Below are 13,700 nucleotides of genomic sequence, written 5' to 3'. Positions count from 1 at the left end.
AGGAGGAGCGGCGCCAGATGACCTGGACTAGAGACCAGATGGCCGCGCGGGTCGCGGCGGAGTTCGAGGACGGGCAATACGTCAACCTTGGCATCGGCATGCCCACTCTGATTCCGAACCACATACCCGAGGGTGTCCACGTCGTCTTGCATTCGGAGAACGGAATCCTCGGTGTTGGCCCGTACCCTCGGCGCGAAGACGTTGACGCCGATCTGATCAACGCGGGCAAGGAGACCGTAACCACACTGCCCGGTGCCGCCTTCTTCAGCTCGTCGACCTCATTCGGAATTATCCGCGGCGGGCATCTGGACGTGGCAGTGCTTGGCGCCATGCAGGTTTCGGTCACCGGTGACCTCGCCAATTGGATGATCCCCGGCAAGATGGTCAAGGGTATGGGCGGCGCGATGGATCTGGTGCATGGCGCTCGCAAGGTGATCGTGATGATGGAGCACGCCGCCAAAGATGGCAGCCCAAAGATCCTGGAACGCTGTACGTTGCCGTTGACCGGCATTGGCTGCGTCAACCGCATCGTCACCGAACTCGCGGTCATCGACGTATGCGATGACGGCCTGCACCTGATCGAAACCGCCCCCGACGTGTCGGTCGAAGAGGTGATCGCGAAAACCCAACCGCCCCTGGTGCTTCGGGACTTGGCAACAAAGTGACAACTATCGCACCCTCGTTCGCCGACGAGCACCGCCGGCTGGTGGCCGAGCTGAACGACAAGCTTGCCGCAGCCGCTTTGGGCGGCAACGAACGCGCGCGCGAGCGTCACATCAGCCGCGGCAAGCTCCTGCCGCGCGAGCGGGTGGACCGCCTGCTGGATCCGGGCAGCCCATTCCTCGAGCTGGCTCCGCTGGCCGCCGGTGGCATGTACGGTGACGAGTCCCCAGGCGCCGGGATTATCACCGGTATTGGCCGAGTGTCGGGGCGGGAGTGCGTGATCGTCGCCAACGACGCGACCGTCAAGGGCGGGACCTACTACCCAATGACGGTCAAGAAACACCTGCGCGCACAGGAGGTCGCGCTGCAGAACCGGCTGCCGTGCATCTACCTGGTCGATTCCGGCGGCGCCTTCTTGCCGCGCCAGGACGAGGTGTTTCCCGACCGCGAGCATTTCGGGCGGATCTTCTACAACCAGGCGACGATGAGCGCCAAGGGCATCGCGCAGGTGGCGGCGGTCCTCGGCTCGTGCACGGCGGGCGGCGCCTACGTACCGGCAATGAGCGACGAGGCCGTTATCGTCCGCGAACAGGGCACCATCTTTCTCGGTGGCCCGCCACTGGTGAAGGCCGCCACCGGCGAAATCGTGACGGCCGAGGAACTCGGCGGCGGCGACCTGCACTCGCGAGTATCCGGTGTCACCGACCACCTGGCTGAGGACGACGAGGACGCGCTGCGGATCGTCCGCGAGATTGCGGCCACCTTTGGGCCGCGAGAGCCCGCGCAGTGGGAGGTGGGCCTTTCGGTCGAGCCCAAGCATGCGCAGACCGAGCTCTACGACGTCGTACCCCCCGACCCCCGGGTGCCGTACGACGTGCACGAGGTCATTGTGCGGCTGGTCGACGGCAGCGAATTCACTGAGTTCAAAGCTAAATACGGCAAGACACTGGTGACCGCCTTCGCGCGCATCCACGGCCACCCCGTCGGGATCGTCGCCAACAACGGCGTGTTATTCAGCGAATCCGCGCTCAAGGGAGCACATTTCATCGAGCTGTGCGACAAGCGCAAGATCCCGTTGCTGTTCCTGCAGAACATCGCGGGCTTCATGGTGGGCCGCGACTACGAGGCCGGCGGCATCGCCAAGCATGGCGCTAAGATGGTCACCGCCGTGGCCTGTGCCCGCGTGCCGAAACTGACCGTCGTGATCGGCGGATCCTATGGCGCGGGCAACTATTCGATGTGTGGCCGGGCGTACTCGCCGCGGTTCTTGTGGATGTGGCCGAATGCGCGGATCTCGGTGATGGGCGGCGAGCAGGCGGCGTCGGTGCTCGCGACGGTCCGCGGCGAGCAGCTCTCTGCGGCCTGCAATCCCTGGTCACCCGAGGAGGAGGAAGCGTTCAAGGCGCCGATCCGCCAGCAGTACGAGGACCAGGGCAACCCGTACTACTCGACCGCGCGCCTATGGGATGACGGCATCATCGATCCAGCTGATACGAGAACTGTTGTTGGATTGACTCTTTCGGTGTGTGCTCATGCTCCGCTAGAACAAGTCTCCTACGGCGTGTTCCGGATGTGACGCGATGTTTGACACCGTATTAGTGGCCAACCGCGGCGAAATCGCGGTGCGGGTTATGCGAACACTGCGCCGGCTAGGCATCCGGTCGGTCGCCGTCTACAGCGATCCCGACGCCGACGCCCGGCATGTCCTCGAAGCTGACACGGCCGTGCGGCTGGGACCTGCCGCAGCGCGCGAGAGCTACCTCAACATCGCGCGCGTGATTGATGCCGCGACGCGCACCGGTGCCCGGGCGATCCACCCGGGTTACGGATTTCTTTCCGAGAATGCCGATTTCGCCGCGGCCTGCGAGCGCGCCGGGGTGGTGTTCCTGGGCCCACCGGCGCGTGCGATTGAGGTGATGGGCGATAAGATCGCCGCCAAGAATGCCGTTGCCGCATTCGACGTGCCGGTGGTGCCGGGGGTGGCCAAGCCGGGCCTGACGGACGAAGAGCTCGCCACGGCAGCGGCCGAGGTTGGCTATCCGGTGCTGATCAAGCCGTCCGCTGGCGGGGGCGGCAAAGGCATGCGGCTGGTGGAAGAGCCCGCCCGGCTGCGTGCGGCGCTGGTCAGCGCAAGGCGAGAGGCCGCGTCGTCGTTTGGTGACGACACCGTGTTCCTGGAGCGATTTGTGTTGCGGCCCAGGCACATCGAAGTGCAGGTGCTCGCGGATACGCACGGCAACGTGGTCCATCTGGGTGAGCGCGAGTGCAGCCTGCAACGGCGCCACCAAAAGGTCATCGAGGAGGCGCCGTCTGCGCTGCTTGACCCGCAGACCCGCGACCGGATCGGGGCCGCGGCCTGTAACACCGCGCGCAGCGTCGATTATGTCGGCGCCGGCACGGTGGAGTTCATCGTCTCGGCCGACCGCCCCGATGAGTTCTTCTTCATGGAGATGAATACCCGTCTGCAGGTGGAACATCCGGTCACCGAGGCCGTGACCGGGCTGGACTTGGTCGAATGGCAGCTGCGAGTGGGTGCCGGCGAAAAGTTGGCCTTTGCGCAGGACGACATAGAACTATGCGGTCACGCGATCGAGGCCCGGATATACGCCGAAGATCCCGCACGGGGATTCCTGCCTACCGGCGGCCGGGTGCTGCAGGTGCTCGAACCGTCGGGCGCCGGGGTTCGGGTGGACTCGTCGCTGCTGGCCGGCACCGTGGTCGGTAGTGACTATGACCCGATGCTAAGCAAGGTGATCGCCCACGGGGATGACCGTGAGCAGGCACTGCAGCGGCTCGATGAAGCGCTGGCCCGGACCGCGGTCCTGGGCGTGCAGACCAATCTGGAATTCCTGCGGTTCCTCCTTACCGACGAGCGGGTACGTGCCGGCGACCTCGACACCGCGTTACTGGACGAGCGATTGGCCGACTTCGTGCCGCTGCCGGCGCCCGACGACGTGCTGGCCGCGGGGGGCCTTTACCGCCAGTGGGCCCTGTCCCGCCGTGCCGCGGGAGACCTGTGGGCCACGCCGACCGGATGGCGGGTCGGCGGGGGTGCGGCGCCGGTGCGCACCGCCATGCAAACCCCGCTGCGCAGTGAGACGGTGTCGGTTTGGGGGCTACCGGAGATGGCCAGGGTGCAGGTTGGCGATGGCGAGATTCGTTCCGCGAGTGTGCAAGTCACGCGCACACAGATGAGCGTGACGATAGCCGGGCTGCGTCGGGACTATAGCTGGGCCGAGGCCGACCGGCACCTGTGGATCGCCGACGAACGCGGAACCTGGCATCTGCGTGAGGCCGAGGAACACAAGATTCACCGTGCGGTGGGCGAGCGGCAGGCCGAGGTCGTCAGCCCCATGCCGGGCAACGTGATTGCCGTGCCGGTCACTTCGGGCGCCGAGGTTTCCGAGGGTGACGTGGTGGTGGTGGTCGAGGCGATGAAGATGGAACACTCACTGGCCGCGCCGGTTTCGGGACAGGTGGAGGTGCTGGTGTCAGTTGGCCATCAGGTAAAGGTCGAACAAGTACTCGCAAGAATCAAGGATCAACGATCATGACGACAACCATTCCCGCCGGGGCGCTACCCAAGGAATATGAGGAACTGCGCGACACGGTGGCCGATTTCGCGCGCAGCGTCGTTGCTCCGGTATCGGCCAAACACGATGCGGAGCATAGCTTCCCGTACGAGGTCGTCGCCAAGATGGGCGAGATGGGACTGTTCGGCTTGCCGTTCCCGGAGGAGTACGGCGGCATGGGCGGCGACTATTTCGCCCTGGCCCTGGCGCTCGAAGAGCTGGGCAAGGTGGACCAGTCGGTGGCGATCACCCTGGAGGCCGGGGTAGGCCTCGGCGCAATGCCGATCTTCCGCTTCGGCACCGAGGAGCAGAAGCGCAAGTGGTTGCCGGATCTGACCGCCGGGCGCGCGCTTGCCGGTTTCGGGCTCACCGAGCCGGGAGCGGGTTCGGATGCCGGCAGCACCCGTACCACGGCCCGTCTCGAGGGTGACGAATGGATCATCAACGGAAGCAAGCAGTTCATCACCAACTCCGGCACTGATATCACCTCGCTGGTTACCGTCACCGCCGTCACCGGGAGCACTGGAAGCCCAGCGGACGGCAAGAAGGAGATCTCGACGATCATCGTGCCCAGCGGCACACCGGGATTCATCGTCGAGCCGGTTTACAACAAGGTCGGCTGGAACGCCTCGGACACTCACCCGCTGACTTTCGACGAGGCCCGCGTCCCGCGGGAGAACCTGCTGGGCGCCCGCGGGACGGGGTATGCGAACTTCTTGTCCATCCTGGACGAGGGCCGGATTGCCATCGCCGCGCTGGCAACCGGGGCCGCGCAGGGCTGCGTGGATGAGAGCGTCAAGTACGCCAAGGAACGGCAGTCGTTCGGGCAATCGATCGGTTCGTATCAGGCGATCAGCTTCAAAATCGCACGAATGGAAGCACGTGCGCACGTCGCCCGCACCGCATACTACGAGGCGGCCGCAAAGATGTTGGCGGGCAAGCCGTTCAAGAAGGAGGCGGCGATCGCGAAGATGATCTCATCGGAGGCGGCGATGGACAACGCCCGCGATGCTACCCAGATCCACGGGGGATACGGCTTCATGAACGAATATCCGGTGGCGCGGCACTACCGTGACAGCAAGGTGCTCGAGATCGGTGAGGGGACTACCGAGGTGCAGCTGATGCTGATTGCGCGATCGCTGGGGTTGTCGTGACCGGCAAATCGGTTGTGCAGCGCGGTTTGTGGTTTGAGGAATTCGAAATCGGCACGACATACCTGCACCGGCCCGGCCGCACCATCACCGAAGCCGACAACGTGTTGTTCACCACGCTGACGATGAACACCCAGTCGCTGCATCTCGACGCGGCGTGGGCCGCCGAACAGCCGGGGTTTCGTGGCGAGCGGCTAGTGAACTCGATGTTCACCCTGTCGACCCTGGTCGGGCTGTCGGTTGCTCAGCTGACGCTGGGCACCATCGTCGCTAACCTCGGCTTCTCCGAGGTGTCGTTTCCCAAGCCGGTGTTTCACGGTGACACCCTGTATGCGGAGACCATCTGTACCGGCAAGCGCGAGTCGAAAAGCCGGCCCGGTGAAGGGCTAGTCACGCTTGAGCACACCGGGCGTAACCAGCACGGCGAGATCGTCGCGCGCGCGGTGCGCACGACCCTGGTACAGAAGCAGCCGAGTAAGGAGGCGTGATGAGCTTGCGCGACGCCGGTCCCGGGTGGCTGTTTTGCCCGGCCGACCGCCCCGAGCGCTTCGCAAAGGCCGCAGCCGCCGCCGACGTGGTGATTCTGGACCTCGAGGACGGCGTTGCCGTCCACGAGAAGCCCGTGGCCCGGCAGGCGCTGCAGGACACCCCGTTGGACCCGGCGCACACCGTCGTACGGATCAACGGGGCCGGCACCGATGAACAGGCACGTGACCTGGAGGCTCTGGCTGGCACGGCGTACACGACCGTGATGCTGCCGAAGGCCGAATCGGCCGAGCAGGTGGCCGCCCTTGCGCCACGCGATGTCATCGCCCTAGTGGAGACCGCGCGGGGTGCATTGTTCGCCGCCGAAATCGCCGCCGCCGAGAACACCGTGGGGATGATGTGGGGTGCCGAGGACCTGATCGCCACCCTGGGCGGCAGCTCCAGCCGTAGGGCCGACGGCGCGTATCGAGATGTGACCCGCCACGTGCGGTCGACGATCCTGTTGGTGGCATCCGCGTTCGACCGGCTTGCGCTCGACGCCGTACATCTGGACATCAGTGACATCGAGGGCTTGCAGGAGGAGGCGCTCGACGCCGCGGCGGTGGGCTTCGATGTGACCGTGTGCATTCACCCGAGCCAGGTCGCGGTGGTGCGCAAGGCATATCGGCCGGGCGACGAGAAGCTGGCCTGGGCGCGACGGGTTTTAGCCGCGTCACGAAACGAGCGTGGGGTGTTTGCGTTCGAAGGACAGATGGTCGACTCGCCGGTGCTGCGGCACGCGGAGATGCTGCTGCGCAGGGCGGGCGAATCCGCGCCGGGTTAACGGTTGCTGGTCCGCCGTTGTCCGGGCCAGCGGCAACGGCATTGACGCAATGCGAGGCGTCCCCGGCCAAAGTGTGCGACACGGCTGCGGTTTCCAGCGATCAGCCGCGGTGTCTTCGCATTTGAGCGCATAATGGAAGGTGCGTCAGTGTTGCGGCGAGCCGAAGTTTATCGCGGTCTGGCGGTTGGCTTCGGTTTGCAGTAGTTCGCTGTCGGGATTTTGCTGGGCCCGCCGCTCCACCGGCGCCGACGCAAAGGATGGAACGCAGTTGACTGGTGATCCGTTACCGGAAGGACGGCATCCGTTGACGGCGTGACCGCGTTGTGGCTCCGAAGTTGGGAGGCGGTATGGCGGAGAGCTCTCCAAAGCCGATGACTGTCGACCTGGAGCCGGTGCAACTGGTCGACCCGGACGGGAACCCGACCGCCGAACCTCGTTACAGCCGTGATCTTCCTGAGGAGACGCTGGGCTGGCTCTACGAGATGATGGTGCTCACTCGAGAACTGGACATCGAGTTCATCAATCTGAAGCGCCAAGGTGAATTGGCGCTGTTCGCCTCCTGCCGCGGCCAGGAGGCCGCCCAGGTCGGTGCGACAGCCTGTCTACGCAAGACCGACTGGCTGTTTCCCCAATACCGCGAGCTCGGCGCCTATCTCGTGCGCGGTATCCCTCCCGGACATGTAGGTGCCGCGTGGCGGGGTACCTGGCATGGCGGGCTGGAATTCACCAAGAAATGCTGCGCGCCGATCTCCGTACCGATCGGCACCCAGACCTTGCACGCCGTCGGCGCGGCGATGGCCGCCCAACGCCTCGGCGAGGATTCGGTGACGGTGGCCTTCCTTGGCGACGGCGCCACCAGCGAGGGTGACGTCCACGAGGCGTTGAACTTCGCGGGGGTGTTCACCACGCCGTGCGTGTTCTATGTGCAAAACAACCAGTGGGCCATCTCGATGCCGGTATCCAAGCAGACGGCTGCACCCTCTATCGCGCACAAGGCACTCGGCTACGGGATGCCTGGCATCCGGGTCGACGGCAACGACGTCCTGGCGTGCTACGCGGTGATGGCTGAAGCCGCCGCCCGGGCTCGGTCCGGTGGTGGCCCGACGTTGATCGAGGCGGTCACCTATCGACTAGGGGCGCACACCACCGCCGACGATCCGTCCCGGTACCGGAGCCAGGAGGAAGTGGATCGCTGGCTAGCGCTGGACCCCATTCCGCGCTACCGCACGTACTTGCAGGCCCAGGGCGTGTGGTCCGAACGGTTGGAGGAGCGAGTGGCCGCTCGATCAAGGCGGACGCGGACCGAACTGCGTGACGCTGTGTTCGGTGCGCCCGACTTCGACATCGATGACGTATTCACCACCGTGTTCGCCGAAATCACGCCCGGATTGCAAGCGCAGCGCCAAGAGTTGCGCGCCGAACTGGCCAGGACCGAGTGAGGAGGCGGGCGTGACTCAAATCGCCGATCGTCCGGCCCACGCCGACGAAGCACTCACGGTGGAGGTGGCGGACGTCGCTCGGCAGTTGACCATGGTGCAGGCGATCAACCGCGCACTACATGATGCGATGGCCGCCGACGACCGGGTCCTGGTGTTCGGCGAGGACGTTTCGGCAGCGGGTGGGGTGTTCCGGGTGACCGAGGGACTGGCCGAAACCTTTGGCGAGGAGCGGTGCTTCGACACGCCGCTGGCCGAGTCCGCGCTGATCGGCATCGCGGTCGGATTGGCGTTGCGTGGTTTTGTGCCGGTGCCCGAGATCCAGTTCGACGGCTTTTCCTATCCTGCGTTGGATCAGGTGGTCAGCCACCTCGCCAAGTATCGGAGTCGTACCCGCGGCGAGGTGAACATGCAGGTGACCGTGCGGATCCCGTCGTTTGGCGGCATTGGTGCGGCCGAACACCATTCGGAATCCACCGAGTCCTACTGGGCGCACACCGCCGGTTTGAAGGTGGTGGTCCCGTCCAACCCTGGCGACGGCTATTGGCTGCTGCGGCATGCCATCGCCTGCCCGGACCCGGTGATGTACCTGGAGCCCAAGCGGCGTTACCAGGGTCGGGGAATCGTCGACACGAGCAGGCCAGAACCTCCGATCGGACACGCGATGGTGCGCAGGCCGGGCGCCGACGTGACTGTCATAACCTACGGCGGTCTCGTCGCCACTGCCCTGTCCGCTGCGGAAGACGCTGAACAGCAACGCGGTTGGAGCCTGGAGGTCATCGACTTGCGGTCACTTGTCCCGTTGGATTTCGATACGATTGCCGCGTCGATCCATCGAACCGGGCGTTGCGTGGTGATGCATGAGGGTCCGCGAAGCCTGGGCTACGGCGCCGGCTTGGCCGCGCGCATCCAGGAGGAAATGTTCTACGAGCTGGAGGCTCCAGTATTGCGGGCGTGCGGTTTTGACACTCCGTACCCGCCGGCGCGGTTGGAGAGGTTGTGGTTGCCGGGTCCCGACCGGCTGCTGGATTGCGTCGAGCGCGCGCTGGCATTGCCATGAACGCCGACGACCGGGTCAAGTCGTTCCGGGTGCCAGACCTCGGTGAGGGACTGGAGGACGTGACGGTGACGTCCTGGGAGGTCGCCGTCGGTGACGACGTTGAACTCAACCAGACGTTGTGCACGGTGGAGACCGCCAAGGCCGAGGTCGAGATCCCGAGTCCGTACTCCGGCCGGATCGTCGAAATCGGCGGCTCGACAGGCGATGTCGGTGATGTGATCAAAGTCGGTGCGATGTTGGTCCGCATCGACACCGAGCCTTTGAATGGTGATGTGAAACGGCAGATGCCGTCGGGGACTAACGGCGAGGCCGACGTACCAACCCTGGTCGGTTACGGAGCAGACTCGAGCATCGATACCAGCCGACGCCCCAGCCGGCCGCTGGCCGCGCCTCCGGCGCGCAAGCTGGCCAAGGAGCTGACGGTTGACTTGACTTCGCTTCCTCAAGGGTCCGGGGCCGGCGGCGTGATCACCCGAGCGGACGTGCTGGCGGCCGCTCATGTCGAGGCGGCGGACGTGCGGCCGGTCCACGGCGTTCAGACTCGGATGGCCGAGAAAATGGCGTTGTCCCACAAAGAGATTCCTGCCGCGAAAGCCAGCGTTGAGGTTGCCTGCACCGAACTGCAGCGGCTGTCTGACCGGTTTCGTTCGGTTGCACCCGAGATCACACCGTTCGTACTGACGTTACGTCTCCTGGTTATCGCATTGACGCACAACGAGATTCTCAACTCGACCTGGGTCGAGTCGCCCGAGGGCCCGCAAGTGCACGTCCATCGTGGCGTGCACTTGGGCTTCGGTGTGGCCACCAAACGCGGACTGCTGGTCCCAGTGATCACCGACGCTCACAACAAGACCACTCGCGAACTAGCCAGCCGGACAGCCGAGTTGATCACCGGCGCTCGCGAGGGCACTCTCACGCCGGCGGAGCTGCGGGGTTCCACCTTCACCGTGTCAAACTTCGGCGCGCTGGGAGTGGACGACGGTGTCCCGGTGATCAACCATCCCGAAGCGGCGATCCTGGGCATGGGAGCGATCAAGCCGCGCCCGGTGGCCGTCGGCGACGAGGTCGTGGTGCGTCCGACGATGACGTTGACCTGCGTGTTCGACCACCGCGTCGCAGACGGTGCCCAGGTGGCTCAATTCGTTTGTGAGCTGCGGGATTTGATCGAGTCGCCCGAGTCCGCGCTGTTGGACCTGTAACGGGCGGACGGTCGGTGCCGGCCAGCGACGACCAGATGTTACGGAAACGCGACATGGGCTGTCGCGACGAGCATACGCTGCTGCTTGTACGTGGGCTCGGGGGTTGCCGGTGATCGCCGAGTGTCCTGGTTTGGTTAGGAGATGGGCATGTCGTTTGTGATCGCGGTGCCAGAGGCGGTGTCGGTAGCGGCAGCGGATTTGGCGAGCATCGGTTCCACGATCAGCTCGGCCACTGCGGCGGCGGCGTTGCCGACGGCGGGGGTGGTGGCCGCGGCCGCCGACGAGGTGTCGGCGGCGATTGCGGCGATCTTCGGTGCACACGCACAGGGGTTTCAGGCGCTCAGCAGTCAGGCGGCAGCGTTTCACGAGCAGTTCGTGCGGGCCCTGGTTGCGGGTGCGGGGTCATACGCGGCCGCCGATGCCGTCAACGCGGCACCGCTACAAGCGCTGGAGCAGGGTGTGCTGGGCGCGGTGAATGCGCCAACTCAGGCGCTGCTGGGGCGTCCGATAATCGGCAACGGCACCAACGGGACGACGCCGGGCGAGCCCGGCGGGGCGGGTGGCCTGTTGTTCGGTAATGGCGGTAACGGCGCGGCCGGCGCCGCCGGCCAGCCGGGCGGTGCCGGCGGCGCGGCGGGGTTGATCGGCAACGGCGGCACTGGTGGAACGGGCGGTGCCGGCGCGGCGGGCGGCGCTGGCGGGGCCGGTGGGTGGCTGTACGGCAACGGCGGTGGTGGCGGGACCGGCGGTAGCGGCGTGGCCGGCGTCAACGGCGGCATTGGAGCTGTGGGGGGCAACGGCGGCAACGCTGGCCTTATCGGCGCCGGGGGCGCCGGTGGTACCGGCGGGGCCGGACTAGCGGGGGCAACCGGTGTCAACCCCACCCCCGGCCCCGCAGCCAGCACCGGCACCAGTCCCGCGGATGTCGTCGGGCCGGGCAGCCAAACTGGTGCGAGCGGCGGCACCGGCGGCACCGGTGTTGGCCTCACTCCGACGGGCGGCACCGGCGGCGAAGGTGCCAGCGCGACATCCAACTCCGGTACCAGCGTCACGGCCACGGGCGGTGCCGGCGGCAGCGCCGGGACCTCCATCGAGGGCGGTGCTGGCGCTACCGGCGGCGCAGGGGGCAATGCGACGGTCAGTGATTTCAACGGCAACGCTATCGGCGGTAACGGTGCCAACGGAACCATGGGGGTGGCCCCCGGCAGCGCAGGCGGCGACGGCGGCAACGGCGGCAACGCGACCACGATTGCCGGCGTCGGTGCCACCAAGGGCGGTAGTGGCGGTTCCGGCGGCACCGGCGGCACTGGCGCTTCCGGCGGCAACGGTAGCGCTGGAGGGGCGGGCGGCGCGGGCGGCACCGGCGGGACGCTGTTCGGCAACGGCGGCAATGGCGGCGTCGGTGGTTCGGGCGGCGTCGGCGGCGGCGGCGCGTCCGGCGGTGCGGGCGGTATCGGTGGCGACGCCGGCAGCGCGACGGTCGACGGCACCAGCAGCTCCCCCATTATCTTGGCCAACGGGGGAGCGGGCGGTAACGGCGGTGCAGGCGGCGAGGGTGGCACCGGCGGCACCGGTGGGGCCGGCGGCGCGGGCGGTAACGGCGGTGCGGCAGTTGGGCTGTTCGGCAACGGCGGCAACGGCGGCAATGCCGGGGCCGGCGGGGCCGGCGGCCTCGGCGGGGTCGGCGGGGCGGGCGGCGACGCCGGCACCGGCGGCAACGGTAACGGCGTCGATGGGGTTGCCACCGTCGGTGGCGCCGGTGGCACCGGTGGCAACGCTGGCGACGGAGGCACTGGCGGAACCGGCGGCGTCGGAGGTGTTCCCGGTGGAATCGGTGGGCGCGGCGGACTCCTGAGCGGTGCCGTGGGTACCGGCGGTACCGCGGGACCTGGCGGAGCTGGCGGCTCGGGTGGAGCTGGCGGCACATCCGTTGGCACTGGCGGCACCAGCGGCACTGGAGCGCTAAGCCCTCCCCCAGGAGTCAACGGCAACCCCGGCATCAACGGCGCGGACGGCGCACCAGGCTGACCTCCCCATCGCCGCGCCAGGCACCCGACCGACTACTTGCTACGCACTTGCCCTTTGGTAGCGGCCAATCGTGCGGCGAACTCCGGCGACTGGACCGATTTCGCTTGTGGCCCAAGCTCTAAGCGCTTGGCGAGGTCGTGTTGCTCGTTGTCGAGCAATCCGGGGCTGGCCGTAGCGCGCATGGTGGCCTTGGTTGCCAGCACTACCTCGCGTGGAGCCGCAGCGGGCGCCGCGGCCAGCTCGAGTGCCGCGGCGACGGGATCGTCGGCAACGCTGAGCGCGACCCCGTGGCGCACAGCGGATTCGGCATCGAAACGCATGCCGAACAACAGCGCCGCCCGCGCGACCTGCGGTCCTACCGCCCGGTGCAGCATCCAGGTCGCACCCCCGCCTGGATGGATCCCCAGCTTCTGGAAACGGGCATCGAACATTGCGGCGGGTCCCGCGATGCGCACGTCGGCCGCCAGTGCCAGGTTCAGGCCGGCGCCAACCGCCGGGCCATTGACCGCCGCGACGGTCGGTAGGACGCAGTTGCCAACGGCCATGAATCCGTCGTAGAGCCGCAGCAATCGGGACTCGGTTGGGCCGTCGATCCCGGCGCCGAGGGCGCTCAGATCCGCGCCGGCGCAAAATGCTTTGCCTGCGCCGGTGACCACCACTGCGTGCACATCGGGGTCGGCTTCGGCCCGCTGCACGGCGCCGCGCAGCAGGGCGGAGATCTCGTCGGTGATGGCGTTGCGCCGGTCCGGATCGTTCACGGTGATCAGGGCGACGCGCTTGTCGACGCTGTACAAGACGAGATCGGATTCGACCATCCAGCAACCTCCGCGGGTTTGTTTCGGATGCAGTATCCCCGAACCGCATGGGTAGCCGTCAGCGAGCACCCACCCAGCGGCAGCCGCGATCTAGGCGCGCGGTGCCCCGGCCTTAGCCCGCGACGGCAGTGTGAACGGGTGTCCTGCCGTGGTGACAAGCGCGGAAACCTCCATGAATCGGGAACGACTCGGGTTGTCGCGGTTTGTTGGCAAGGCCCGAACGTCGTCGGTGAGGCTGGTCCCAATGGGGTAGTTCGAGGGCATCGACGGTGCGGGATTAGGTAGTCGGCTACGGCCCTTGCATGCATTGGTTAGTCGACGATTCGACAGTCGGAGGTTTTATATACGCGCGAGGGAGACGGCCCCATGGCGGTGTCAGCGGGGACGGCGATGCCGTTCGGTGCCGGGGCTGTCGGGCTTACCCCGGATTTGCCGTCGTCGAATGGCCTGTCGGTCGCCCGCCCTAG

The 13,700-nt window shown here is 66.8% G+C and carries 11 protein-coding genes; 10 read left to right on the top strand and 1 reads right to left on the bottom strand.

Annotated features, from left to right (window positions below; all coding sequences use genetic code 11):
• Window positions 1–17: 17 nt before the first annotated feature.
• The 10 genes from AADZ78_RS18525 to AADZ78_RS18480 all read left to right on the top strand — a co-directional run bounded on the left by AADZ78_RS18525 (window position 18) and on the right by AADZ78_RS18480 (window position 12,418).
• Entirely contained in the window at window positions 18–665 is a 648-nt protein-coding gene (locus tag AADZ78_RS18525) for a CoA transferase subunit B (RefSeq protein ID WP_085249532.1), read from the top strand.
• A complete protein-coding gene (locus tag AADZ78_RS18520; RefSeq protein ID WP_085249531.1) occupies window positions 662–2,239 on the top strand; it encodes a carboxyl transferase domain-containing protein in 1,578 nt (525 codons plus the stop codon). The genes AADZ78_RS18525 and AADZ78_RS18520 overlap by 4 nt, the downstream gene beginning before the upstream one ends.
• A 4-nt stretch (window positions 2,240–2,243) precedes the next feature.
• On the top strand, window positions 2,244–4,217 hold the full coding sequence (locus AADZ78_RS18515; RefSeq protein WP_085249530.1) for an acetyl/propionyl/methylcrotonyl-CoA carboxylase subunit alpha: 1,974 nt from the start codon (window positions 2,244–2,246) through the stop codon (window positions 4,215–4,217).
• Complete coding sequence (locus AADZ78_RS18510; protein ID WP_085249529.1) at window positions 4,214–5,389, top strand: acyl-CoA dehydrogenase family protein; 1,176 nt, start codon at window positions 4,214–4,216, stop codon at window positions 5,387–5,389. Before AADZ78_RS18515 ends, AADZ78_RS18510 begins: the two co-directional genes overlap by 4 nt.
• Window positions 5,371–5,874, top strand: a complete 504-nt coding sequence (locus AADZ78_RS18505) for a MaoC family dehydratase (RefSeq protein ID WP_085249528.1) — start codon at window positions 5,371–5,373, stop codon at window positions 5,872–5,874. The genes AADZ78_RS18510 and AADZ78_RS18505 overlap by 19 nt, the downstream gene beginning before the upstream one ends.
• Window positions 5,874–6,695 carry an HpcH/HpaI aldolase/citrate lyase family protein gene (locus tag AADZ78_RS18500; protein ID WP_085249527.1) on the top strand — a complete coding sequence of 274 codons (822 nt, stop codon included), beginning with the start codon at window positions 5,874–5,876 and terminating at the stop codon, window positions 6,693–6,695. The genes AADZ78_RS18505 and AADZ78_RS18500 overlap by 1 nt, the downstream gene beginning before the upstream one ends.
• 347 nt (window positions 6,696–7,042) lie before the next feature.
• The gene (gene pdhA, locus AADZ78_RS18495; protein WP_085249549.1) at window positions 7,043–8,134 is read left to right on the top strand and encodes a pyruvate dehydrogenase (acetyl-transferring) E1 component subunit alpha; all 1,092 of its coding nucleotides are present in this window, start codon (window positions 7,043–7,045) and stop codon (window positions 8,132–8,134) included.
• A 10-nt stretch (window positions 8,135–8,144) separates the two neighbouring features.
• Window positions 8,145–9,191, top strand: a complete 1,047-nt coding sequence (bkdB, locus tag AADZ78_RS18490; protein WP_085249526.1) for a 3-methyl-2-oxobutanoate dehydrogenase subunit beta — start codon at window positions 8,145–8,147, stop codon at window positions 9,189–9,191.
• Window positions 9,188–10,390 (top strand): dihydrolipoamide acetyltransferase family protein, encoded by a 1,203-nt coding sequence (locus AADZ78_RS18485; RefSeq protein ID WP_085249525.1) that lies wholly within the window; start codon window positions 9,188–9,190, stop codon window positions 10,388–10,390. The genes bkdB and AADZ78_RS18485 overlap by 4 nt, the downstream gene beginning before the upstream one ends.
• A gap of 147 nt (window positions 10,391–10,537) precedes the next feature.
• Window positions 10,538–12,418: a PE family protein gene (locus AADZ78_RS18480; RefSeq protein WP_204903365.1), complete on the top strand. Its 1,881-nt coding sequence runs from the start codon at window positions 10,538–10,540 to the stop codon at window positions 12,416–12,418.
• 32 nt (window positions 12,419–12,450) lie between these two features.
• On the opposite strand, the gene AADZ78_RS18475 is transcribed toward AADZ78_RS18480, so the two are convergent.
• Window positions 12,451–13,233, bottom strand: coding sequence for an enoyl-CoA hydratase (locus tag AADZ78_RS18475; RefSeq protein WP_085249524.1), 783 nt, complete (start codon window positions 13,231–13,233; stop codon window positions 12,451–12,453).
• Window positions 13,234–13,700 lie beyond the last annotated feature (467 nt).

It is taken from the genome of Mycobacterium riyadhense, from assembly GCF_963853645.1.
In the GTDB taxonomy this organism is placed as follows: domain Bacteria; phylum Actinomycetota; class Actinomycetes; order Mycobacteriales; family Mycobacteriaceae; genus Mycobacterium; species Mycobacterium riyadhense.
The sequence above is the reverse complement of the archived record's forward strand: the minus strand, read 5'-3'. Positions and strand labels throughout refer to the sequence as shown.